Consider the following 25,947-nt stretch of genomic DNA (forward strand, 5'->3'; position numbering starts at 1 on the left):
AACAATTAACGCAATAGATGAAGGAGTGTTATTTTGAAGTTATTAACTTGGAATATAAGACAAGGCGGTTCAGTGAAGCGCATCCCGAGGATTGTAGAGCAACTAAGTAAACATTCACCAGATGTACTCCTATTAACAGAATACTGGGAAGGAGAAAAGGGGGAAGAGATTAAGCGATTACTAAGAGAAAATGGGTATGAATATATGATTTCTAGTAATGGCGATATAAAGCAAAATAGTCTACTATTTGCTTCTCGTTATCCCTTTGAAGTTATTCCATCCTTTTACAAGAAAGATAGCAATGGACAGCGCTGGTTAGAAATTAGAATACCCCAATATAAATTACATATTACTGGGGTCCATATTCCAACTACTAACAATGATGTACAAGAGAAGCTGGAATTTTGGAAAGAAATAAATGCCTTTGCAAAAGAACAGGGAAATTCTAGGACTGTTATAATGGGGGACTATAATACAGGACTAGAAGAAGATACACAAGGCGCTCCTTTTGTCGGACCACAGTATATGCAAGAATTAGTTGATTTAGGTTGGGTTGATACTTGGAGATATACACACGGCTCTTTTTCTGGTTACTCATGGTACAGCACGAAGGGAAATGGATTCCGAATTGACCATGTCTTTGTTGCACCAGTTTTAAAAGAAACCATACTTGAATCATATTTTTCACATCAAGAGCGTTTAAATGGTTTGTCAGACCATTCTATTTTAGTGGTAGAACTACAAATATAGCTATTTATTGTATGTGTGAATAAGAGGGAAGTACATAAATAACAAAGTGGTGGATGGTTCGAGCAGGTAGCAGTAACAACTTAATTCCAAGTTGGAATCAAAAAGAGGTAGCTTCAATTGAATGGGCAGAGTTAGGAAATTTAAAAAGTTATTTAAAAAGGGAAAACTTAAATACCAAAAGCACATTGAAATAGTTCGTAGATACAAGGTGCTTTTAATAAATTTATGATAGGAGAGAAAAGGTTAACTAATACTCTTGAGGTATGTGTGAAACTAAAAACATCTATATTAGAAAAGTCCTTTCGAGGAGAACTTGGAACAAATGACTCAAGCGAAGAAAATCCGATTGAATTACTGAAAGATATAATACATGAACGAGTGATATAGTTCTAAGAAGACATCCAAATAAGTTGGATGTCTTTTTTGATGTACACATGCCATTTGCAGTAGTGTTAAAATGGTCTGATGAAATGTTTCATGGGTAGGATTGATTCCGATGGCATTATTAAGCTTGTTGTGGGGTGTCGATACAGAAACTACTCTCATCTACACATAGTAGGCAGTATTTTTTCGACACGACTCAAATAATAGATAAGCTATAGGATTTAAAAGGCATAACTTTGTTAGTAATACTCTAAAGTTTTTCGAGACCATTCACATAAACTTAATAAAACCACTCTTCATCTTATTAAAAGGATTTACCGTCCTTAGTAGATTGTAAACGAACAATTAGATTACTAAATTGAGACGATAATCTTCTCGAAATGGCACTGGAAGAAAAGGAGAGGGTTTAAGAAAAGGAGAAGAATAAAAAGAAAATGAGAGATATTAACCCCCCCCCCCGTCCTCGAGGGGGCGAGAAGGGAACTAAAATAAATGAGAATGCTTTAGAAGCTACAATTTTAGCTTATTCTGACAAGGGAGTGGAAACAAGCTTCGTTACAATTTTCTTATGCTATTAGAGCAAATTTTGAGGGTTCTGCAACGGGGGAAACGTATAACAAAACGGGGATAACGGACGTCCTCTTTTCAAATAAAAATAATAATGTTTTTATAACAGAAAAGATAAAAAAATGGAGTAGCTTACTAATTTGCTACTCTTTTTTTGCCTTCAAAAACTTGATATCATTATGGTATGATTTTCCTATATTGGTGATTCTGAATATCACTGAAACTATGAATATTAAAATGAATGAAGGTCAGCAGCAGTAAATAAAATTGCATCGGGAGTTTGTTTACAATTGGTTTAAAAGCTGATAAATATCAAAAAGGATTGATGAAAATGAAAGAAGTCCAATTCCATGAAATATTAATTTCAAATCCAGACTTAATTGAAGAAGGCTGTGTCTTCTTGGAAAGTGAGGTTAATTTAAGCGGGAAAAGGTGTGACCTTTTATTTTTGGATAAAAATAATAAGAAGCTTTATGTTGAGGTTAAGTTAAAGGTTAATGATAGTGCGGTTGGGCAACTGATTCGATACGATGGTTTAGCTAATAACCCAGATGCCCGATTCATGTTGGTTGGAATTTCATTTGTGGCAGGACTGAAAGAAGGACTTTCAAAACATGGGTACGAATACAAGGAAATTAATCTTGACGAAGTGAAGGAAAACAAAGAAAACATTGCCATATATAAAAAGAAAGTACCGAGAAATAAGTCTAAGTTTGAGAATGTTGACCAATTAATTCAAACCTTTAGTCCAAGGGAACAGCAAATTGCTAAAGAAATTTTTGAGTATGCTTACGGTCAAGAAGATGTCTATTATTATCTATCTGACGGTATTATGATAAGACGAGCAACAAGACGTTATAAATTTTTATCAATTACAACAAAAGGAAATAGAGTATTGTTCCACGTACCTACTAAAATGAGAGACTTTGTTTTTGAAAAGTTTAAGGACAAGGTGAAGATTTATATTCCTGTTGACCCAAGAGACAAGAATCAGATTGATATAGAGTTAAAAGACATTATTTCACTGGAAAGTATTAAGGAGTTAATAAACCTTGCTTACGAAGAGCGGGAATAAAGGTAAATGCTTTCTCTTTTATAGAAATTAATAAAGGATAAATTGAATCTTGTATTAGGGGGGATAATTTGGAATTATATAATTTGCCGAATGATAAGTTTCATAAAGATATTTTAATTGACTTAAGGAACGCTAGTAGGGTTGTATTGGTTTCTCCATTTCTATCAACTAAAATTATTAGGGAGTGGAGAAAAGCTGCAGCTAAGTCTAATTCATTTACCATTGTATACGATTTAGATACATCATTAAATGGGAAAGAAATAGGCTTTTTTGGTGAATATGATGAGGAATTATTTTCAAGCATAATTTGGAAAAGATTAAAAGGGCTCCATTCAAAGATATTTTATTTTGAGTTCCATGATGGTTATAGTTTTTATCATGGCTCTGCTAATTTAACAAGTTTAGGTGTTGGAAGTCTTTTCACTAATGATAAGAATAAAAATATAGAGATTATGAGCAGGATTAAGGATGATAAATTATTCTATTCACAAGTTCAAATGATAATTAATCAGTATGAAATGGCAGAGATGCAAATACCTTACTTTAATAATGAAGCAAATAATTGGGAAGCAATACTAAATGAAGATATCGTACAAGGAATTATAAAAGAATACAGTAAATTGTTAAATAGATTAGAGCCAAATGGAAATTTTCTACCAGCAAAAACAAAAGAGGTTTTTGGTACAAAGGAAGAATTATCACCAAAGGTTCAAGGCTTATTTAAATCAGGGAATAATAGAGTTATAAAATTTCATACCACTAATATTCTAGAAGGACGTGCGGAGTTTACACTACCATTTGTAGAACTTAAATGGTTTTTAGGAAACTTTTCTAAAGAAAAAAGCACGACAAGGGCAAGGAAATTATATTTAGTAAAAAAACTTGATGGTTTTCATGATAAACGCTTAATTATTTTTAAGGTCTATCCAAGTGACATATTTAACTTGTTAAAGAAATCAAACTACCAAAGGAAATTAAAAGTGCCATATAATTCAATAAAAATATATATAGAAGAAGATAAAGAGGGGAACTACTATTTAAAACGCTATAACTCAGTAGTTGTCTTGAAAAAACAGCAGGTAATTAAGCTTTGAATTTAAAAGAAAAAAAGTTAAAAGGGAAAATAAGAATAGTGCCTATATCAATATTTCCTTTCAATCCTTTATCATTGTCAATTTTGTAGTAAATAAATTTATATAGGATACTGTTGGATATACGATTAATTAATGGAGGAACAAATATGAGGAGAAAACAGGGTTATATAAGGTTTGTTTTATTTTGCTTACTTTTTTTAAGTGCTTGTTAATCTTCAGCAAAGCCTGACATGAAATTAGTGAAAAAAGAGACGAATCCAGTAATTAAAAATACAAAATTGAACACTTACATTGAGGATGTATCCTATGAAACAGGTAAAAAGAAGGATGATTATTTTCCAATAACCGTGAAATTGAAATTTAAAAATGAGTTTCGAAAACTATCAATAAAAGAGCAATATTATTCAATGGTAGACTTTATGAATTATATATTAGAAACGAAAGTCCTTCCCAATTGCGGAACTGTTGATTGTACATATTCTAACATTTATGCAACAGATAATGATAATACTTATGAGATGCCTTTTGCTTCCTCGTCTATGTCTTTATCAATACCTCCAATTACAATAAATGGGGAATGGTATAATGAGAAAACTTTGCCATCAGAGGATAATTCACCTAGTACGTCTTTTACTACTAAAACTACCAATGAGGCTATTTACTCGTTTATGAAACAAAAATATGATGAGTTGACCAATAATGGGGAAAATTATGACCCCGAAGTTCACGACCAACAAATTGCTGAACTGGCAAATAAAAAATTTGGAATTACTGTTCAAGAAGCGAAAGACATTTATGTCGATATGGAGATGAACAAATAAAAAAATTGTAAATAATAATGCAGAATATACGGTGTTTCTGTTGAATGATTTATTTTGGAAAGTCATATCAAGCCATGGAATAAATCAAATAATCAAGAGAAAATGTCAAAAATGACTTGTTATTGTATTAGAATCATGATGCTTTATTTGATATGGGATTTATTAGTTTTGACGAAAGTGGAGCAATTGTGATTTCGGATTGTTTTGATAATGTTACAAAGGTTTTTCTGATTGTCAATGAAACTATAAATAATAGTTGAGTGAGGAGCAACAGAATTATATAGAATGGCATCGTAGTAATGTATTTAAATCAAATTAAAAAAGATAGAAAAATGGTTTTTCCTTTACAATAGACAGCTTAAGGTTTAATAACATATAACATAAAAATTGAGGTGCTGAAAAAATGTTAATTTCTATAAATAGTGTTCCACAACTTGAACCAGTGAAGAGGGAAAGGGAATATAATCTCTACGAAGTTCCTATTAGAGATAGAGCAGTCTATGAATATCTATTTAATTCAGAAAGCCATCGCTGGATTGATGAACATGTCATAGGTTTAAACCCAGAAGAAAGTCGTGGTTACCAAGCCATGGGAATATTACATTTTATTGGATTAAAAAATGTTCACAAAGGGATTTTCAGTGGTAAGAGCATTCATGAAGCTATTAATATACTAGAAGAACAGAATTTCGATTTTAGTTTAGTGATACAGTGTCTTTATAGGCTTATTTATCAAAGAACGACGAGCCGCAATTTGGAAGAAGTTATAGTCGATGATATTGAATCGGAAAAGGCTGAAGAAGAAAGTTATTATACTGATGGAACAGTTAAAGAGTATTATGGAAAGCGATATGAAAGGAATCCAGAAAATAGAAAAAAAGCTATTGAAATTCATGGTTTAAGTTGTGTTGCTTGTGGGTTCAATTTTGAAGAAGTTTATGGTGAGCGGGGTAAGGATTTCATCGAGGTACATCATGTTAAACCGTTAAGTACCATAGGTGAAGAGGTTGTTATTGACCCTAAGGAAGACCTTGTACCTGTTTGTTCGAACTGTCATAGGATAATACATAGAAGGAAAGATGATGTATTAACAGTTAAGGAGTTAAGGGAATTAATACAGAGACCATCTCAAAAGGATTGCATATAAGTTAATAAAACCCCGATAATCCAATCGAGCATCTAAAGGAAAGGTTATCTTTGAAAACCTGAAAATTAAATTACAAAGAATATCAGGGGAAATTTCTGGAAAATCGTCACTTAAGCTTTTGTTATTACTCAATGTTTACAACTTTCAAACAAATATAATCGTGGGGTGGGTTATGTCTTATTTTGTTAAAGAAATTTTTATAGAAGAGCCTGAATTTAAAAAATATAATTTTGAGGGAAATGATGGTAGAAAGCTACAAAATTTATCAAAGGTCAACATTTTTGTTGGTACGAATAATTCAGGTAAAAGTAGGTTTGTAAGAGAGTTATTTCGGTCGAAAGAATATAAATTTTTACCTACAGATGTGAATTTTGAAAAGATAAACCAATTAATACATCAATATAAAGATATAACTTTTTCAATGTTAGATAGGTATAATTTATATGGATTCGGAGATGTAAATAGAGATGATATCCAAATATTTCCGGAGTTGAAATTTGTATTTTCTAATGATGATTTTTTAAAGCGTTTTTACGACCTTATTGATTTGTCAATGGATATACAGGGGAAGACCTTGTCTTTCAAGGGTTCTTCTCATTATGTAGACCAAACGAAGTTAAGTATTGAAATGAAGGAAGCTTATACTGATTTATATAAAGAACTTTCGAATACAGTAACAAGAGGAAAAAAATATAACTTTAAGAAAGTTTATATTCCAACATTAAGAGGGTTAAGGGGATTTGATAAAGAAAAAAACCATTATCTAGAGCGAACTAAAAAAGATTATTTCACAGCTAACGATAATATTGAAATATTTACCGGTTTAGATTTATATGAGGAAGTAAAAAAGCTATTATTAGGTAGCTTAGAAGATAGAGATAAAATAGCGGAATTTCAACAATTTCTTGGCGATAGCTTTTTTGAAGGAGAACGGTTAACATTAATTCCCGCTATCAAGTCGGATGTATTACATGTAAAGATTGGAGAAGAAAAGGAACAACCTATTTATTATTTAGGTGACGGAATTCAAGCAATAATTGCGTTGACTTTTCCGCTTTATAAGTATTTGAACGAAAATTTATTGTTATTTATTGAAGAGCCAGAACTTTATCTGCATCCAGGAATGCAAAGGAAATTTTTGGAGATTATTATGAGTGATAGATTTCCGAATTTTCAGTACTTTATTACAACCCATTCGAATCATTTTTTAGATATAACTTTAGATTTAGAACAGATATCCATTTACACTTTTAGGAAAGAGTTGGAATCAAGTGATGCCAAGGAAAAAAATGCCCACTTTTTCATTGAAAATGTTAGTAATGAAGAGAATAATGTACTACAGATGTTGGGTGTTAGAAACTCAGCGGTCTTCTTATCCAATTGTACGATTTGGGTTGAAGGTGTAACTGATAGATATTATATTAGGCACTTTTTAGATATTTATCAAAAGCATATTGGTGAACCTAAGAAATACAAGGAGGATTTCAACTATTCATTTGTAGAATATAGTGGAAATAATATTACTCATTGGTCTTTTTTAGATGAAGATGGAGAAGAAGAAGAAGTATATAACTCAATAGCTGAAGAAAGAGTTTGTGCAACACTCTTTTTAATTACTGATAAGGATAGTAAGAAAAAAGAAAAAAGGCAAGAAAAGTTAAGCGAAAAATTAGGTGATAGGTATTATTGTCTAGATTGCAGAGAAATTGAGAATATTCTATCTAAAAATACAATTAGAAAAGTAATTTCTAGTTACGAAGGAATTTCAGTTGAAAAACTTCAATTTAATAAAGATTTTTCAGAGAATACATATAAAAATAAATCTTTAGGTACTTTTATTGATGAAATCTTGGTTAATAAACAAAGGAGAGGCAGTTATGCTTCTAAATCAGGAACGGTTTCTGATAAAGTAGGGTTTTGTAAACTAGCTATTTCTTCTATTAATAGTTATGATGATTTGAGTGCTGAAGCAAAAATATTAAGTGAAAAATTATTTACATTTATTGAATCACAAAATAGCTAATAATTATGTTATTTAATATAAAAGAGCAGCTAAGAGGTTGCTCTTTTTTGTTATCTATCTCAGCTCCTGATGAAATAAGCATATTATTATTTTAAAAAAATCTGGTCTAGATATTGTTCCTTGTTGTTACTGTTAGACTGTGCTAATACGGTAACGATACTGTAGTTAATTACAAAGTTAATGTAATAGCAAGGGCTAATGCTCTTTCAATCGATTACCATTTGGATGTTATCCAAATAATTTCTTTAAAAATGACAGAACTGAAAAGAAACGAAAATATTGTTGCTGTAATATTTTTCATTAAGTATAAAAGTAATGAAATAAAAACGCAGTGGTAAGGCTTATTAGCAGCTTTATCTTTGGTATGCTTATATAAATAGTATTAATAAAACGCATAAGGAGAGGTTTATTATGAAAAGTGAGAAGAAGCTAAATAGCTATTATTTATATTTTGTTAACGTGATAAAAAAGAATTCATTTAATGATGAAGAAATTCTTAGAGAATTGAAAGATAAGTTTCCGGATATACATGGAGAATTTATTACAGAGATAGGAAGGCATTATGAATTCAAGTCAATCATAATTCCAATTGAAGATGGTATTTGTTATGCTATTCCCCTTCAAACTCCTGACGAAATATTGCTAGAGAATAATATAATTGAATCAATGGGAGAGCGGTTAATAAATTCTGAACATAAATGGGTGTTACCACCATTTATTGAAAATTATAATGTAGTTAAATTAATGGAAACAGAACACGGTATTAAAGCCGAAAAGCTTTTAGGTTCAATTTATAATCCATTTTATATAGCTAGACAATTGCTTGGTACCTATCAAAAGATTCCTGAGTTTGTAAGCCATATACTACTTATTAATGAGGCAGTTGAATCTTTTTTTTCAAAACATACTGCATCTTCAATAACATTACTACTCACTATTATTGAGGGAATTTCTAGAGAGTACTGTGAGAATAATAATATTCATTTTGATAATATTGGTTCAACGGATGCGTTTAAGGCGGTAATAAGGAATAGAAAACAGGTTTGGAGAGATAAGGTTCTATTCCAAATCTATAAGGTTAAAAAGTTTCTAAAACTGCCAAAAGACTATTATGATGAAACCTTTTTAAGACGAATAGACGAAGGAATGGATTTATTAATATCATATGAAAATTATGGTATTGATTATCTTTATAAAAGTAATTCAGAACATCCACTTAATCGTCATTCGATATTGCATGGTGTGAATAAGGAGTACTATACACCTACCAATTTTTATAGGTTATTTTCATGTTTAGAGGTTCTTGCATTTTCGATAAGTTTAAATCCTTTTTATTATAGTGCAGACGACTTTGATGAATATAAGAATTTAGGTCAGAAATTTATTAAGACAATTCATTTTTCTGAAAATAATGCAGAAGCTTAATATGAAAATCTAAAAATTGTATTCCTTAGAAAAATATAAATAAAAAAATAATAAAATTTTGCAATTTTGAAACCCTTCTAGTTATTAACATAGAAGGGTTAGTGGCATAACAGGAAAAATTAGTATTATATTGTACACAATATGATACGGAAATTGATAGATGATAAAATCAACATTTTATTAGTTTGAAAATGTTACTACCATATTTAATCTGAATCAAATGTAGCAATGGGATTTTATTACATTCAAATCATAATAGAAAATGTATGTTAATATAAATATTCTTTTCAAACAACTAGATATTTTGAAATATCAATTGTATCTTCCAAATCGCAAAGTCTACTGTTCATTGCAGATTCAATTGCCTCAACTAATTCAATATCACTTAGTCCTATTTTAGAAAGAGCGTTTTGAACCTCGTTATTAATTTCCTCTCTTATTTCATCAGGAAGTTGACAAATATACTTTGTTTTCATTTTATTCGCTCCTTTTTATATACCATTGTGCGTTACCAGATTCTTTTTTAGTAGGCACTATATGCAGCCAACCACCTTTTTCTACTTTATGAATAATCATTCTTCCTAAAGTTCTTCTAGCTGAAATATCAATGTTTGCCCAAATGGTGGAATCAAAACAATCACGTACTCTAAATTCTTTACTATCTTTTCTTTTTGAAACAGCTTTTTCAAATTGCTTCAAAAGTTCTTCGTAATCAAAGGTAGTCTCTGGTTTCTCGTTAAAGAGTAGATTACGTAGATATTCTGGAATACTTGCAAAACCATTTTCCAAGGCCTTTCCATAAATATCCTTATATTCTTCATCTGATAAATTTAAGCGCACAAGCTTCAAATTAATCACCCCGTTTAATTGTTGTTGTAAGTGTACACTAACAATTAATTAAAGTCAATTCTAAATTTCGTATTTTGCTTTCAATGGTTGTTGAGAGGATAAAAGACGTCTGAAAGTTGTAAGTTTTAGACACTAAGAAAAACTACAATATAAACATTAAAAATACTACTTGAAAACGTCTAAAAGTTAGTCTAAAATTATAAGTACAAAAGATATTGGACTTTTAGATAAGGAGGTAAATTGTTGTGGGTGAATTTGTTGGCTATGCACGTGTTTCTTCATTGGGACAGGATTTAGAACTTCAGATAGAAAAACTGAAGGAATACGGATGTAAAAAGATATATAAGGAGAAGGAAAGCGGTGCTAGGTCGGACAGAATAGAATTAGCTAATGCGCTGGAATATATTAGGGAAGGTGACAAGCTGGTTGTATATAAGATTGATAGATTGGCACGTTCGACTTTTGATTTACATAAGATTGCAAGGGAATTGGAGGCAAGGGATATAGGGTTAGTATTTATTAAAGAACAGATTGACTTTACTACACCAGCTGGAAAACTAATGTTTACCATGTTGGGTGCAATAGCTGAATTTGAACGTGACTTAATAAACGAGAGAACAGCAGAAGGACGTGCAAGGGCAAAGAAACAGGGTAAACATTTAGGACGTAAAGGTAAGGACGAAAAGGACGTTAGGAAGGCTGTAAAGCTGTATATGGATAGAGAAAATAACGGACTTAGTGTAAGTGACATTGCTAAAATGACTGGTGTACCACGTAGCACGATTTACGCTAAAGTGAAGGAAATAGAATAATGTGTGAATACAAGTTAAAAGAAGGGTGAAGCAATGAAGCAAGCGTTTATCAAACAATTAGATAAACAAGGGATAAAATTAACATTCAAGCAGCTAGATAAGTACTTGGATGACTTTAGGAAATACTGTGAAGAAATGGAGTTCGCAAGTGAAGCTGAGATTTCTGAAGGTGCAATAGAATATTTAGTATGGTAGATTCATTACGGTATGTTTAGATAATCAATAACAAGGTAAAGGATGATAATAAATGCAAGGGATTTTAGGAGCGGTTGGTAAAGCGTTAATCACATTACAAGAGGCAGGAGAAGTAATTATTGAAAAAACGGACGAACTTTATCTTGATGAAATTACATATTATGTTGAAGAAACATTAAAAGGTGTGAAGGCGGCATATAAGATTGAAGAAATCGAACCAAAAGTAAAGCTGAAGATAACGTTACAATAAAGAACGCAATGGTAAGTTAAATATTTTAGAAAAGGCAGGCGATAATGTGATATCGTACTGTCTTTTATTATGTGAGCAGTGAACTTTAAGTTCAAAGTCAATTATCTTTATAAAGGGAAAGTATTGAAGACAAATAAGATACAAGGATAGTTTTGTAAGTTCTGTAGTTAAAAATTACAGCGGAGGTACTGGGGGATAATTACCACAAATTCACCAGTACTTTACAGTGGAATCGACATAGGTAGGTATATATTTACACCCCCATTTTTTACGATTCCATCCATTCGAATATCCTCTCGCTATCATAAAACCTATCGAATCACCACAAAACCTTAATCGAAACCCTATCGAGAATAGTACGAAAAATTTTAGCAAAACCAATTGATTTTCACATTCTATACCCTTTGATTTTAGGGAAGGGGACAGTGAGGTGTCTCCACATGAAATGAAATAAGAGGGTGAATAAGTAAAAGACCGCAAAAAGCGGTCTTTTCTATGTTAATAATATACTTCTAAAACATGTTCGATATTAAAAAGTTAATGAGTTTGTGTATACTTTTGAACAAAATCCATAAATTCACTAGCTTTATAGTTTGAGAATTTGTTTAAAAAATACTGCATTCCAACTAAGCTAGAAAATGTTTTAGTAGTCAGTTTTCTGTCGACATGATATTCAAATTCACTTTGGGACTGAAGCATGTAAATATGAAGTGTGAAGGTGTCATCTTTACCACTCATAACGAGCATACCTAATTCTGGGTTTAAAGCGTTAACTAACATTCCTTCAAAATCAAATTTTTCAAGAAGTTCATCATCAATTACCAGACTGCAATTTTCTACATTCAAGTTCATTCCCCCATTTATTAGACTTCAACAATATTCTACTTGATTTATTGATGAATTTACATATTTTTACATTAAGTTTGGAAATTTGACACAATTAATTGCTTGGGTATTCCTATATCGATTTGTTCCTTTTGTTGGTATTATATAATAAAAAAGACTTATTGATTAGATAATTAGTTAGTCCTTAACAGTAGGAAATTAAAGGGGGGGCAACTTTGTTCCATATGTTCTCTGAGTACACGGATTTTGTAAATAAGAATCAATTTTTAGATTTGCCTTATATGTGCAATCAGGACCTTTATAATGATTTGGCTAATGATATTAATAATTTTAATCCTAATAGTATATTTGAAGAAATTGGCAGGTGTTTACTAAAAACAGTATTGTTGCCATCTAGGAATGATAATTATATTTATAGTCTAAATGGAACTTCTGTAGGAGTTGTTTTTCAAAGGAATTATAAAGGTAAAATGGCAGATAAGAATAATAAAAATCGTCCTAAAAGAGGATTGTTTGATTTTAAGATTCATATTGCACAGCGGTTAAATACAACACACTATCAAGTGTTTAGCGAAATAATCAATCAATCAAATTTAAATAATTGTAAAAAGATTTGGGGTGGAATGAACCCCTCTCAAGTTACAAATAATCCCAATGAACTGTTGGTATTACATAAGCTAATGCTAATGATGTTTGAACAAGAGGTAAATTGGGGGGATGAACCATTTCAAGAGTTTTCAGCATTTTCTCCATTAAAGGGTGCTGAACCAAGAGATATGTTAATGGGTTTTATAGATATGATGTATAATGCAGGACAAACTGCTTCTGTAGATAATATCCCAGATTGGAAAACAAATTGGACAGGAGAAAAGATGACTCCAGTCTTTGGTCAAAAGAATAAGTATGCTGAATACCCTAAAAATTTAAAGGATAACCATTTTAAGCCATACAGAGGTAAAGCTGCATCTGGTGGAATGATGGTGGGAGAAATGAGAAGTCTATTTTTAAGGACATCAAATCTATTCATAGTTAATTCTTAGTTTTAATGGATGTAATACCCATGAATAATAATGATGATTAACAATGACTGGTTAAATTTTTACTTGGATAGTGATGAAACTATAATTTACTGTTTTGAAAATCGTATATACGGAAAAAAGTTTAATTATCCCTAATAATAAAAAATGAGAAGAGATTATGTCCTTCGCACTAAATGATGTTTCTAAATATAGGAAAAATGTATTTGAAGTACTATCGATATACTAAACCTATAATAATATGAGGTGGTTAAATGTCATATGTTTATTCAGAATCGTGGACTGAGCAACAAATATTCGATGTAGCAAAAGAGCTTGTCGGAAGAAAACTTGGAGATTTAGATAAATCTGGTTGGTTAAAAAGGAAAAAGGATAAAGGCAGTATTGGAAATATGATTCAAGCTGATTTTTTCGGAATACCAGCAAACTCAATCAAAGGTGCTGATTTTGGACATCATCATATCGAATTAAAAGTAACACCTATTCTTAAGAAAAAAAAGGTTGGATTCAGCTCAAAAGAGCGTCTTGTACTTGGAATGATTAATTATATGGAAGATTATAAGATTCCATTTGAAGAAAGTATTGTTAATGAAAAAGCCCAAAGCATGCTTTTAATTTTTTACCTACATGAAGAAAACAAACCTATTGAAGAATTCAAAATAATTAAGACTGCTCGTTTTCAGTTACCTAAAAATGATGAGCCACAAGTACGAATAGATTATCAATCAATTATTGATAAAATCCAGCAAGGTGAAGCTCATGAAATTAGTGAGAGACAACAGAAAATAATGGGTGCATGCACAAAAGGGCAAGGGAATGGAAAAGACTTTGTTAAACAACCATTTTCTAAAGAGAAAGCAAAATCACGAGCATACTCTTATAAAGTTGGTTACATGTCTGCTTATTTTAGAAATTTAGCGACCCCTGAGCAAGTTGAACATATTGATGTTCCATCTCAAAAAAGCTTTGTCGAAACGGTAACTTCAACCTTAGATAAGTATAGAGGAAAAACTGATGAAGATATCCAAAAGATTTTACAAAAGAAAGTAAAAGGGAAGAGTAAGCTATTCAATTTAATTGGTTTCATGTTTGGTGCTAAAGGAAATCTAAATCATACTGAGGAGTTCTTGAAAGAAGGATATGCAATAAAAACTGTTCGTAACAGACTAGATAGGAGTAAGAATCAAGATATGTCATTTCCGAATCTTGATTTCACTGAAATAGCAAATGATGAATTTGAGGAATCTACTTGGTATGGTTGGTTTGCTGAAACAAAATATATTCTTACAGTATGGGATGAATATGAAAAAGGTAAAAATATATTTGTAGGCTATAAAATATGGGTTCCTGACGATGAAATAATTCAAATAGCTTCTGACCTATATTATCGAATAAAATATATGCTAAATATGGACTTAATTAAGGTGAAAATTAATGAAAAAAAAGGCAAACACGGTGAATGGAAGGATAACATACCTGGAAGAAAAGCAGACTACCCACCATTTCAAATTCGTCCAAAAGGTTCTGGTGAAAGTGTATTTGTAACATTACCTAACGGTTTAACATTAAAGAAAAAATGCTTATTCATTAATAAAGAATATATAAGAAAGTTTATCGGGATAAGCTAATTGGAACACAAAATGTGAGTACCTTTCTTCTGTTTTATTGCATGGTGTATTCTATTTACGAAAGTTATTGTTGACCAATTCAACCGACCACTTTACAATAGTAAATGTAAACACTAGAAGGTTAGTGGTCAGTTGTTCTAAAAGAATTTGTATTTCCTAAGAAACCTATATATATCATGACTTTCTCCTCAGTTGGGAGAGCGCAACCTTGACAGGGTTGAGGTCGGGGGTTCGAACCCCTCACAGGTCATAAGAACAGAGCCTTGGTAACCCTTGTGGTATCAAGGCTTTTTCTATATTACAGGAATACAAGTTCGAAGTAATACAGTTGAATTGGTAGCAAAATAATAAAGTTTAAATCCTAATTAAGCAAATAGAGCAAGTGTTATGAACGGCACAATGGTTTGTCATTTACATATATGCTGAAAAAATGATTGATTTCGCCGGTATTACTTTAGGCGCATGGAGATGAACAGTAGAATCATGTTTTTAAAGTAATGAGGCAAGACTTGAAAATCTAGCGTCATGGAAAGTTATACTAAAGTGTTGGAGTATATTAAGGAAAGGAATGCGAAATTGATATGGAAATTATTGCGGATATAACTAAACAAAACGGTTTTGGACAGAGCTAATGCGGGATGAAAATACGGACATGAAGGATCGGTTAAAAGCATCGGAATACATTGCTAAAACGAATGGTGCCTTTGTGGAGAAAAAGTAATTGCAGGGTGTGGGAATTAACTTGTGATTCATTTACTGGTTGTCTGTAAAATCCTTGTTTTTTGTAAAGCTGTCAGTTCCCCCAGATGGCTGTACTTTTTATAACTATAGTCATTAAATTCATACAATCCCCTAATTCTCCAAATTTTCAATATTAAGATATTTTGGTAAAACTGTTATGCAAATCTACATAATTATAGAAAAGTAGAGGGAAGGGAGTAGCTGAACGCTACCCCTTTTTTATTTTATTGCACAGGTCAAGGAATGTATGGGCCATTCGGCTATTAATATTATATTTCTACATAATGAATAAATGTCCAAAATACCACATATTTCTAGTTCTTTATACTCATTTTAATCAATCGATTTTTATATTTTCGTAAAATTCTATTAATTGTGTTTGATTCCCCCATTTTAAGAGAAAATACTTCACTAAAAAATATTGATTTCGACAAAATCATAAATATTTTTCCTGATAATAACTTAAAATTCTATTTTTATATTGTTTAATTGACAATCTTTTTAACCGAAATTTTCAACATATAAGTCTATCGAACTATGCTTTAATCCCCCAATTTACTGTGATTTATGGTGTATGTACAATTTTAATTGTATTTATTTCTGAAAATGGTTAGTGAATTGTAATTTTATTTAATTTCTAATCTATAAAAGTAGTGAAATAAATATAAAACTTAAATCAAATAAAAAGGGGGCAATGTTAATGACCAAGAGTAAAAAATTGAAGGTATTTAAAGTGATGACTACTGCAGCTGTAACAACCTTACTTCTATCATCATTGACAGTTTTTGCGGAAACGAATGACACTTCAACCAACCTAGCCACTTCAGATGAAACAGCAATGCAATCTTTCATTAAAGAAGCGAGTGAAAAGAGTTGGTTAAAGGACCAACAGACTGATCAAGAGCAGGTGACAGTAGATAAAGCCCACAAGCCAGTTGATGATCAGTATGCTCCTAACGATTCTGTACGAGTGATTGTGGAAATGACGGGAGAACCTTTACGCAGTGCCAAAGGAAATGAAGCTGAAAAGAAAAAATTAAAGCATGCTCAACAATCATTGATTCAAGAGATGAAAGAAACGAAAAAGTGGAAAGTGAAAGAGCGCCATCGCTTTGTGACAGGTATTAATGGTTTCAGTATAGATACAGAGTTCAAAAATATCAAAGAAATCGAAAAATTACCTGGAGTGGCTCGTGTTCAGATTGCACAAACCTATCAACCAACGATGAACTCCAGTCAATCTATGGTACAAGCAAAAAAAGTTTGGGAAGAGTTAGGTTATCATGGTGAGGGAATGCTGGTTGCAGTTGTCGATACCGGGGTGGACTATCGCCATCAAGATCTAACTCTGTCTGACAAAGGAAAAGAGAAAGCCAGGTGGAACTCTGCCACTATAAAAGAAAAATTAGCTGAAACAGCAGTAAATGATCATTGGTATACAGATAAAGTGCCATCTGGTTACGATTGGGCTGACCAAGATCAAGATGTTCTCCCTTATGCTGCCTCACATGGGATGCATGTAGCAGGAACAATTGGAGCCAATGGGGCCGATGAAATAGATGGGGTAAAAGGGATTGCACCTGATGTGCAAATTTTAGCAGAAAAAGTCTTTTCCGATAATTATTCTGGGGCATATGCAGACGATATTATAGCCGGAATCAATCACGCGGTCGAAATGGATGCGGATGTCATTAATATGAGCTTAGGGACTGACGCTGATTTTGTTGATGAAAATAATCCTATCCAAAAAGTGGTTCGTAATGCTACAGAGCAAGGGGTATTAGTGGTAGCATCAGGTGGTAATGCATACTACAGTACTAAAAGTGGATCCACGAGGTATAATCATTCACCTTATGCTCAAAATCCTGATATTGGAGTAGTAGGAGCACCTGGTTCAAGTCCATATGCTTTACAAGTAGCTTCTTATGAAAGTGATCAAGTCCATATGGACACACTTACTCTTTCAAATGGGAAAACACTTATTTACCAACGCAATCAAGGCTTTCGAATGGAAGATGCCTTTGGTCAAGATAAAGAGCTTGAGTTAGTTTATGTAGGCTATGGTCGTACTCAGGATTTCGAAGGTAAAGATGTAACAGGCAAAATCGTGGTGGCTGAACAACAATATGTGGGCAGTGAAGCGTATATACCTGCTTACCAAAAAGGAGCAAAGGGAGTGATTGTGGTACCTTTAGCGACACAAGGAGATTATGCCAAATTAAATAGTCGAGGAGTTAGTACTCAGATCACTGAAGGACAGGCCATGATTCAAAATTTGAAAAATGGTGAAAAGATTACGGCTCAACTGGGTAAAGGAGTCTGGATAGATAATAAAACCAAGGGGACAATGTCTGGCTTCTCATCATATGGGGCACCGCATACCCTTGATTTTAAGCCTGAAATCACCGCACCTGGTGGTAAGATTTATTCTACTGTATTTGGTAACAAGTATGACACATATAGCGGAACTTCGATGGCTTCACCACATGTAGCGGGTGCAGGAGCTTTGGTTTTACAGTCGCTCTATGAAAAAGGCGTCGCAAAAGATTCAAAAGCTGTCTATCAAGCAAAAACAGCTTTGATGAATACAGCTAAAGTCTTGATGGATCCTGCAACAGATAGGAAAATTCCATATTCACCACGTAAACAAGGTGCTGGGATGATGCAGATTGCTAATGCTCTGCAAACACCTGTATTAGTAAAAGATAAGTTTGCTCAGCCAGAAAATGCAGCTGCTGTGGAGTTAAAAGAGATTAAACAAAATAAAGTAAAATTTATGCTGTCGTTAGAGTCATTAAATGGTAAATCTTCTCCAGACGAGATTACCTATGATGTGTATCTAGATCTGTTAACAGATGATACCGAGCAGAAAGATCTAGATATAGATCGTGACGGGAAAAACGAACGGACGAAGGAAGTATTAAAGCTAAACGATAAGCGAATCGAAGGAGCAACCGCGAAGATCAATGGAAAAGATTTTAGCGACACAACACCTGCTACCTTTACTGTGAGAAAAGGTCATTTGCAGGATTTAGCGGTGGATATTAACATTCCAGATGGATTAAAGAAAAATATATTTGTTGAAGGATTTGTTCGCTTTGTTCCGAGAAATGGAGATCAAGCATCAATTCCGTCTTTATCCGTGCCGTACATGGGCTTTTATGGTGACTGGGATGAACTTCAAAACTTAGATGCACCGATGTGGGACAAAGATGCATTTGTACAAGAAACAGCTCTATTTCCTTACTGGGGTAAGAAGAACTGGTTAGGCAAACCAGAGGTACCACTTGGTTATGATAAGGTTACCAAAACTTTTGACGAACAAAGAATGGCCACTTCTCCATATGCTGCAAATCAAGGTGTTTATTCGATCTTTACAACCTTGCGTAATGTAAAACTTGTACACCAGTACATTGAAGATGCCTCTGGTAATCTAGTTCGTGATCTTGGAAATTACAGTGAAATAACAGGAACAGGAGAACCATGGAAATTTAGAAAAAATGTAATGGCAGCAAGCGACTTCTGGAATCCTGGATATGGTTGGGATTTGAAATCAGAAGATGGAAAAGTAGTTCCGGACGGAAAGTATCAATTTGTAATAGAGAGCACATTAGATTATGAGGGTGCACAAACACAATCGATTAAGCTTCCGATTTCTGTAGATTCTGTTGCACCAAAAGCGGAGAATATTCAAGTTAACAAAACACCAGAAAATAAATATTTGATTACATGGAACATGAAGGATAATGAAGGGGGAAGCGGCTTAACTAAATCCTATGCTTATGTCAATGGCGTTTATAAGACTCTTTCACCAACACAATCGTCCTTACTTGTAAATGAAGAACCGAAAAGTGTAATCATGATGCTATTTGACTGGGCAGGTAATGTCAGTTATGAAGTATACGGTGACCCCTCGTATATAAAAGAGGAATTATTCCTTTCCGTGTTGGATGTATGGGCTAGACCAATAACACCACAGGAACCAGGGCATATTTTGGGAGTGGGCGTGAAAAAATTAAACTGGACCTTTACAATCTCAGATCCTACAGGAAAAGTGATCGAAACATGGACAGAAAAAAATATAGAGAATGCTTATAAAATTTGGACTCCGACTGCTGATATGCCTGCTGGGAAATACAAAGTTACCTGTGAGATGGAAGATGAGACAGGTCTAAAGATCAAGGCAAAAGACCGTTATATGACGGTAGTGAAACCTTAAAAAACGAAACATAAATAAAACCTCAATCCTTTATGATAGTTATAAGGGTTGAGGTTTTATCATGTACTAATCCGGGATGTTTCATATAGATAAGAGCCCCACTTTAGATCCTCTTGTTAGTAGCTCTACCTTTTAAGAAAGCGGAACCATATATTCTATATGTTACGTGAAAACATTTCATTTAGTAAAACATTTTCGTTCTTTTTTCAACGTTTTAAAATCCTTTTATCACTATTTTAAATAATATGTTCCGCAATATAACCGAGTAGATTAACTTTTTCCCCTTGTTCATGATAATCAAGAAAAATACCAGGGTTATCTGTCGAACCAATAACTGTTTTGTATTGAATTTTTAGGCCTTCTTTCTCTAAGTTATACTCAAGATAATTTGGATATAAGACATGTTGATGTGAATTCGGATATAAGGTACGAAAATTTAGTAAAGAGGTTGCACCTTCATGGTAATATAGATAGTTACCAATAACCTTAGTATCTTGATTTATATAATTTTGTAATAAGGTAATGGGGAAGACATTCTTATACGAACAAATTTCGTTAGTTGTAATACTATCTATTATGACATCTATTGACCCTGGTTTAAGAGGAAGAATATAGTCAGTATTTTGAATATAAATGACACGAAGTTTCGGATTAATTCTTTCAATAAAATTCCTCAATTTTTTAATCATAGTCAAAGATAACCCACAAAATATATAAAAGGTGTCAAGATCAAGTGATGATATGTACTTTGGTAAGGATACAGCAATATCAATATTTGTTTCAATTACGACTTTATTGGATAAATTTTGTTCTTTCAATAACTTAATTATCCATTGATCTCCTTTTTCTCTTAAACTGACAAAGTTTGGATTGAATTCTTTCATAGTTTCATCATTTAGGATACAGTAGGGAGATTCCTCTAAATTTGAAGTAATAATTATTCCATTTTGTATCGAGGTAAAGTAACCACATGAACAAGTTAGTTTTGCTTCAGAAATGGTACTGTTTAATATGGACGCATCAGAAATAGTTAATGGGATATTACAATACGGACAATAAAAAAATGGAACAAATGAAATTGGGACTCCGATAGAACTACATGGAACAGGCGGCTGATTATCGAGGGATTGTAACTTATTATCCACAAGTCTAATGAAGCGGTCTAGTTCCTTTTTTTCTTCTAAAAAATGGTTTTTCTTCTCCAATAAGAGTTTTTTGTAATAACCAATGTCAATATTTATCGTTAAACGTTTGTACGAAAGGAATTGTTGAATTTCTTTTAATGAAAATTGCAGAATCTTTAGTTCTAATATTAATTCCATGTCATCGAGGCAGGATTGATTCATATGAAACTGGGCCCCCTTTTTTTCCGGAACTAATAGCCCTAGTTCGATATAGTAACGAATAGTGTCGACAGAAACATTAAAATGTTTAGCAAAAGACCCGATTTTCAATTATACCCCTCCATGCTACAAAAAAAGTGGTCATTAACTCCATATTTTTAAAAAATAATCCAATAATATGCTATTGACATAAAGTTAAACCTAACAATTATTATAAGTATAACGAATTTACATAACAATAAAAAAATATAGAAAATTCTAAATATGATTATTCTTTGAAAGTACATTATAAAGGAGGAATTTGTGTGGCTGCTGATATTGTATTTCTTAATGGTGAGGTTATAACAGTAGATCCTGAATACAATGTTGAACAATCGATTGCTATTAAAGGGAACAAAATTATTGCCGTAGGATCAAATCAGGATATAAGTGCTTATATTACTGAGAAAACAAAGGTTATTGATTTACAAGGAAGAACCGTCCTTCCAGGGTTTATTGATTCGCATCTACATATGCTACACGGAACGAATAAATTAGGTGTCGATTGTAAAGAGCTACAAATCAAGTCAATAAAAGATCTTCTACAAGCTCTCAAGGTAAAAAAATTAGAAACACCAACCGGACAATGGATTCGTGCTTCAGGATTTAACGAAATGACAATTTTGGAGGGAAGATATCCAACAATAGATGAATTAAATGAAATTTCCACTGAACACCCCATCTATATTTCCAGAACATGTAACCATATATGCGTGGTAAATAGTAAAGCGTTAGAGTTAGCGGATATTAATGAAAATACAACTGATTTTGGGAATGATCAAATTGAAAGAGACAATAGAGGTAACTTAACCGGGAGATTAATTGAGAGTGCAAATATGAAGATGGGTGAGGTTGCAAAATATTCTGGTGAAGAGTTGCTTAGATCTTTTAAACTTGCATCTGATGAGTTCCTCTCCTATGGAATTACAAGTATTCATGATGCCGGCGGACATGGTCCAGAGCATTTCAGAAACATTTTCTTGGCAGTACAATCTGGAGATGTTCGGGTTCGTGTATATGCAATGATATGTGCGTTGAATAATTCAGAAGAGTTTGTTGACAAAATGATTGACGCTGGAATTGTTACTGGTATAGGAGACGATAAGTTTAGAATTGGACCAGCTAAAATATTTACTGATGGAAGCAGTAGTGGTCCGACAATCGCAACAAGAAAACCTTACAACAGTAATCCGAATGATTATGGAATTCTTTATTATACTCAAGAAGAAATAGATAAGATTTTAACCAAAGCACATCAAAAGGGATTTCAGATAACAGCCCATGCACAAGGAGATCGAGCCATTGAAATGGTTCTGAACAGTATTGAGAGTTTACAGAAAAAGTATCCTCGAAAAAACTGTCGGCATCGTATTGAGCATGCTGGTATTACTGAACCAGACTTACAAGAGCGTATGAAAGAACTTAATGTCATTCCTATACCGAATCCTCCATTCTTTTATGAATTTGGTGAAGGTTATATCAAGAATTATGGAGAGCGTGTAAATCATATGTATCCTCTACGTGATTTCTTGGATAAAGAGATTATTGCTGCCGCTGGTTCTGATTGTCCTGTAACCTCCTGTAATCCATTATTAGGAATCCATGTTGCAGTAAATAGAAAAAGTAAAAATGGTATTAATGTAGGTGAAAATCAACGAATCAATGTATTAGAAGCAATTCGGATGTATACATGGAATGGGGCGTATGCCAGCTTTGAGGAAGAGCGTAAGGGAAGTCTCGAAGTAGGGAAACTTGCAGATCTCGTAGTATTGGATAACAGCCTACTGAATACAGAAGAGCAGCATATTAAAGATTTAACAGTAACCATGACTATCGTCGATGGAGAAATCTTATTTGAAAGAAGCACCTCTAAATATGAAAATATAAAAAAATTAATTAATTAACTACAAAAAGGAGACACTTTTCATGAGTACTTTATCATTATGGAAAGCTACAGCCAATCCCCAAAAAAATCGATCTGTACTTTTGGGTGAGGAAAATACTGATGTGGTCATTGTTGGAGCCGGTTTTACCGGTATATCTGCTTCCCTCCACTTACAGAAAAAAGGATACAATACGATCGTTTTGGAACAAGAAACCGTTGGATGGGGAGCAAGTGGTCGTAATGGTGGGATGCTATTGCCTGGATACAAACCTACATTAGTAGAGCTTGCCGATAAGTGGGGCTTGGAAGAAGCAAAGCAGCTTAACGAACTTTCATTAGAGAGTTTACAACTTGTTGAGCAATTAACAAATGATTATCAGATTGATTGTTCCCTCCAAAAAACAGGACATGTTGTAGCTGCTTTTAAAACGAAGCATTTTGAGGCGATGAAAAAAGAAAGTGAGTTCATCAATAAGCATTTTGGATATGAAACAAAAATAATAGAGAAAAATCAAATGGGGGAGGTTATCCATTCCACAGCCTATCATGGCGGTTTGGAAGATCCTCTGAGTTACTCATTCCATCCACTAATTTATGTACGTGGCTTAGCAGAAGCGGCTGAATCACATGGTGCAAAGATTTATGAAAAATCGAAAGTTTTAAATGTGAAAAGAGATTCAGGATATGTAGAAGTATTTACGGAATCAGGAAAAGTAAAAGCGAAAGAACTCATTATGGCAACAGATGCATATTCTGAAAGAATTATGAAACCGCTTCATCGAGGAATTCTTTCTATTAATAGTCAAATTATCGCGACAGAAATTTTACCAGAATCGATGTTAAAAAGATTGCTTCCAAAAGGACAAATGATTTTTGATACAAGTAACTTCTTATATTATTTTCGCAGGACACCAGATTCCCGAATTGCATTTGGTGGAGGAGATATTATTCCAAATCGTGGTGAAAGCGCATACAACGAAGTCTATGACGCGATGATTAACGTCTTCCCTGATTTGAAGGGATGTAAAGTTAATTATCGTTGGGACGGATTAATTGGTGTAACTAGAGATATGTTCCCTGTTCTCGGAAGAATGGAAGATGGCACATTCTTCGCAGCTGGATATTGTGGTCACGGTGCTTCTTTAGCTACTCTTTTTGGAAAATTGCTTGCACAATACGTTGTTAAAGAAAGTGAAGATATGTATCGATTTGGTGAAATGAAGTTAAAACCGTTTCCGTTTTCAAGTCAGAAAGGATTACTAATCAATTTAGCAAGTAAGTATCACCGTTTGCTTGATTGGTTGGCGTAAAGGAGAAGATAAAAATGATGGAACTTAATATGTATATTGATGGAAAATGGATCAGCTCTACTTCAGGAGAAAAAAGGGAAATAATAAATCCTGCTAATGGTGAGCTAATTGCAGTAGCAGCTGAAGGTGCTTCTGAGGATGCCAAATATGCTATATCGGTAGCACGTAAAACTTTTGATAGCGGAATATGGTCTACACTTCCTTTTAAAACTCGTGCAACATATTTGCATAAAATCGCTAATTTGTTAGAAGAAAACGCAGAGGAAATAGCGGTGCTTGAAACATTAAATAATGGAAAGATGTTACTGGCTGCAAAAATAGATGTTCAAAATGCGATTGATTGTTTCCGATACTATGCAAGCCTTATTACGCAACCAGAAGGTGAAATGTTTAATGTAGGCGACTCTGTTCAGACAATAGTTATCCGTGAACCAATAGGGGTGTGCAGTCTTATAGTTCCATGGAATTTTCCACTCCTTATGGCTGCGTGGCAGATTGCGCCTGCACTAGTAGCAGGAAATACATTTATATTAAAACCATCAGAGATCACACCTGTCTCTGCTGTTAAACTGTTCGAAATTATCGAAAAGGCAGGTGTGCCAGCAGGAGTTGCAAATTTAGTAATGGGACCAGGAAGTACTGTTGGTAATGAAATGGTAGATAGTAATTTGGTAGATAAAGTGGCTTTTATTGGTGGAACGAAAACTGGACAGAATATTATGCGTGTTGCTGCAGAAAATACAAAGAAAATTTCTTTAGAATTAGGAGGGAAATCTCCAAACATTGTATTTGCTGATAATGACTTAGAAATTGCAGTGGATAACGCACTATTCAATATCTTCTTAAATAGTGGTCAGGTATGTACTGCAGCTTCCCGTCTCCTAATTGAAGATAGTATTCACGACCAATTTGTTGAAAGACTGATCGAGCGTGCAAAAAAGATAGTCGTTGGTCATAGTAATAATGCAGCAAGTGAAATGGGACCGCTAGTTAGTGAAGCCCATATGCAAAAGGTATTAAGGTATATCGAAATAGGAAAACAGGAAGGTGCAACACTTGCTTGTGGAGGAAATAGAATTATAGATAACGGTTGTGAAAACGGCTTTTTTGTTGAACCTACAATTTTCACCGATACTAGACCGGATATGAGAATTGTTCAAGAAGAGATATTTGGCCCAGTCTTAGTAATTCAAAAGTTTAAAGATGAAGAAGAAGCAATCACATTAGCAAATGACACAGTATTCGGATTGGGTGGTGCTGTTTTTTGTAATGATATTGAGAAAGCGATGCGTGTAGTCAAGAAAATACAGGCGGGCATTACCTGGGTGAACTGCTATCATGTAGCAACTATACAAGCTCCATGGGGTGGTTATAAACAGAGTGGAATCGGAAGAGGCTTAGGAAAATTTGGACTTGATGAATTTTCAGAAATAAAACAAATTAATGTAAGCTATAAGGCACATCCTGTTGGCTGGTTTTCTAATTAATAATTGCAATTAAGGGAGGG

Annotated in this window: 20 protein-coding genes and 1 tRNA gene; 17 read left to right on the forward strand and 4 right to left on the reverse strand. The window is 33.2% G+C overall.

Features of this window, described 5'->3' with window-relative positions:
- The first annotated feature begins 33 nt into the window (after positions 1-33).
- From QNH20_RS07840 to QNH20_RS07870, 7 genes are all read left to right on the forward strand, one after another.
- Complete coding sequence (locus QNH20_RS07840; RefSeq protein WP_283922332.1) at positions 34-750, forward strand: endonuclease/exonuclease/phosphatase family protein; 717 nt, start codon at positions 34-36, stop codon at positions 748-750.
- Positions 751-1,981: 1,231 nt separating this feature from the next.
- Positions 1,982-2,776, forward strand: coding sequence for an endonuclease NucS domain-containing protein (locus QNH20_RS07845; RefSeq protein WP_283922333.1), 795 nt, complete (start codon positions 1,982-1,984; stop codon positions 2,774-2,776).
- A 68-nt stretch (positions 2,777-2,844) separates the two neighbouring features.
- Positions 2,845-3,870: a phospholipase D-like domain-containing protein gene (locus tag QNH20_RS07850; protein ID WP_283922334.1), complete on the forward strand. Its 1,026-nt coding sequence runs from the start codon at positions 2,845-2,847 to the stop codon at positions 3,868-3,870.
- Between the two features lie 230 nt (positions 3,871-4,100).
- Positions 4,101-4,691 carry a hypothetical protein gene (locus QNH20_RS07855; protein ID WP_283922335.1) on the forward strand — a complete coding sequence of 197 codons (591 nt, stop codon included), beginning with the start codon at positions 4,101-4,103 and terminating at the stop codon, positions 4,689-4,691.
- 403 nt (positions 4,692-5,094) lie between these two features.
- Complete coding sequence (locus tag QNH20_RS07860; RefSeq protein WP_283922336.1) at positions 5,095-5,838, forward strand: HNH endonuclease; 744 nt, start codon at positions 5,095-5,097, stop codon at positions 5,836-5,838.
- Positions 5,839-6,010: 172 nt separating this feature from the next.
- Positions 6,011-7,861 carry an AAA family ATPase gene (locus QNH20_RS07865; RefSeq protein WP_283922337.1) on the forward strand — a complete coding sequence of 617 codons (1,851 nt, stop codon included), beginning with the start codon at positions 6,011-6,013 and terminating at the stop codon, positions 7,859-7,861.
- Between the two features lie 411 nt (positions 7,862-8,272).
- Positions 8,273-9,286 carry a hypothetical protein gene (locus QNH20_RS07870; protein WP_283922338.1) on the forward strand — a complete coding sequence of 338 codons (1,014 nt, stop codon included), beginning with the start codon at positions 8,273-8,275 and terminating at the stop codon, positions 9,284-9,286.
- 287 nt (positions 9,287-9,573) lie between these two features.
- On the opposite strand, the gene QNH20_RS07875 is transcribed toward QNH20_RS07870, so the two are convergent.
- Both QNH20_RS07875 and QNH20_RS07880 read right to left on the reverse strand, forming a co-directional pair.
- Positions 9,574-9,762: a hypothetical protein gene (locus QNH20_RS07875; protein WP_283922339.1), complete on the reverse strand. Its 189-nt coding sequence runs from the start codon at positions 9,760-9,762 to the stop codon at positions 9,574-9,576.
- A 1-nt stretch (position 9,763) separates the two neighbouring features.
- The gene (locus QNH20_RS07880) at positions 9,764-10,126 is read right to left on the reverse strand and encodes a DUF1413 domain-containing protein (RefSeq protein ID WP_283923370.1); all 363 of its coding nucleotides are present in this window, start codon (positions 10,124-10,126) and stop codon (positions 9,764-9,766) included.
- 254 nt (positions 10,127-10,380) lie between these two features.
- Here QNH20_RS07880 and QNH20_RS07885 point away from each other — a divergent pair, with 254 nt between their 5' ends.
- The 3 genes from QNH20_RS07885 to QNH20_RS07895 are packed head-to-tail and all read left to right on the forward strand — an operon-like array spanning position 10,381 to position 11,392.
- A complete protein-coding gene (locus QNH20_RS07885; RefSeq protein ID WP_283922340.1) occupies positions 10,381-10,947 on the forward strand; it encodes a recombinase family protein in 567 nt (188 codons plus the stop codon).
- Between the two features lie 33 nt (positions 10,948-10,980).
- A complete protein-coding gene (locus QNH20_RS07890) occupies positions 10,981-11,142 on the forward strand; it encodes a hypothetical protein (RefSeq protein ID WP_283922341.1) in 162 nt (53 codons plus the stop codon).
- Between the two features lie 52 nt (positions 11,143-11,194).
- Positions 11,195-11,392 carry a hypothetical protein gene (locus QNH20_RS07895; protein ID WP_283922342.1) on the forward strand — a complete coding sequence of 66 codons (198 nt, stop codon included), beginning with the start codon at positions 11,195-11,197 and terminating at the stop codon, positions 11,390-11,392.
- A 537-nt stretch (positions 11,393-11,929) separates the two neighbouring features.
- Here QNH20_RS07895 and QNH20_RS07900 read toward each other — a convergent pair.
- Positions 11,930-12,238, reverse strand: a complete 309-nt coding sequence (locus tag QNH20_RS07900) for a hypothetical protein (RefSeq protein ID WP_283922343.1) — start codon at positions 12,236-12,238, stop codon at positions 11,930-11,932.
- Between the two features lie 215 nt (positions 12,239-12,453).
- On the opposite strand from QNH20_RS07900, the gene QNH20_RS07905 reads away from it, so the two are divergent.
- The 4 genes from QNH20_RS07905 (at position 12,454) to QNH20_RS07920 (ending at position 19,863) form a co-directional block, all read left to right on the forward strand.
- Entirely contained in the window at positions 12,454-13,278 is an 825-nt protein-coding gene (locus QNH20_RS07905; RefSeq protein ID WP_283922344.1) for a hypothetical protein, read from the forward strand.
- A gap of 251 nt (positions 13,279-13,529) precedes the next feature.
- Positions 13,530-14,903 (forward strand): Sau3AI family type II restriction endonuclease, encoded by a 1,374-nt coding sequence (locus tag QNH20_RS07910; protein WP_283922345.1) that lies wholly within the window; start codon positions 13,530-13,532, stop codon positions 14,901-14,903.
- A 176-nt stretch (positions 14,904-15,079) separates the two neighbouring features.
- A tRNA-Val gene (locus QNH20_RS07915) sits at positions 15,080-15,155 on the forward strand.
- 1,189 nt (positions 15,156-16,344) lie between these two features.
- Complete coding sequence (locus QNH20_RS07920; protein ID WP_283922346.1) at positions 16,345-19,863, forward strand: S8 family serine peptidase; 3,519 nt, start codon at positions 16,345-16,347, stop codon at positions 19,861-19,863.
- A gap of 236 nt (positions 19,864-20,099) precedes the next feature.
- Here the strand turns inward: QNH20_RS07920 and QNH20_RS07925 are convergent, their stop codons facing one another.
- A complete protein-coding gene (locus QNH20_RS07925) occupies positions 20,100-21,317 on the reverse strand; it encodes a MerR family transcriptional regulator (protein ID WP_283922347.1) in 1,218 nt (405 codons plus the stop codon).
- A 194-nt stretch (positions 21,318-21,511) separates the two neighbouring features.
- Between QNH20_RS07925 and QNH20_RS07930 the strand changes: the two genes are divergently transcribed.
- Genes QNH20_RS07930 through QNH20_RS07940 form a run of 3 tightly spaced genes read left to right on the forward strand, consistent with a single transcriptional unit; the run spans position 21,512 to position 25,927 of the window.
- Complete coding sequence (locus QNH20_RS07930; protein ID WP_283922348.1) at positions 21,512-23,149, forward strand: amidohydrolase; 1,638 nt, start codon at positions 21,512-21,514, stop codon at positions 23,147-23,149.
- 22 nt (positions 23,150-23,171) lie between these two features.
- Positions 23,172-24,440, forward strand: a complete 1,269-nt coding sequence (locus QNH20_RS07935; RefSeq protein ID WP_283922349.1) for an NAD(P)/FAD-dependent oxidoreductase — start codon at positions 23,172-23,174, stop codon at positions 24,438-24,440.
- 14 nt (positions 24,441-24,454) lie between these two features.
- Entirely contained in the window at positions 24,455-25,927 is a 1,473-nt protein-coding gene (locus tag QNH20_RS07940; protein WP_283922350.1) for an aldehyde dehydrogenase family protein, read from the forward strand.
- Positions 25,928-25,947: the final 20 nt, after the last annotated feature.

This window comes from Neobacillus sp. WH10 (genome assembly GCF_030123405.1).
GTDB lineage: Bacteria > Bacillota > Bacilli > Bacillales > Cytobacillaceae > Neobacillus.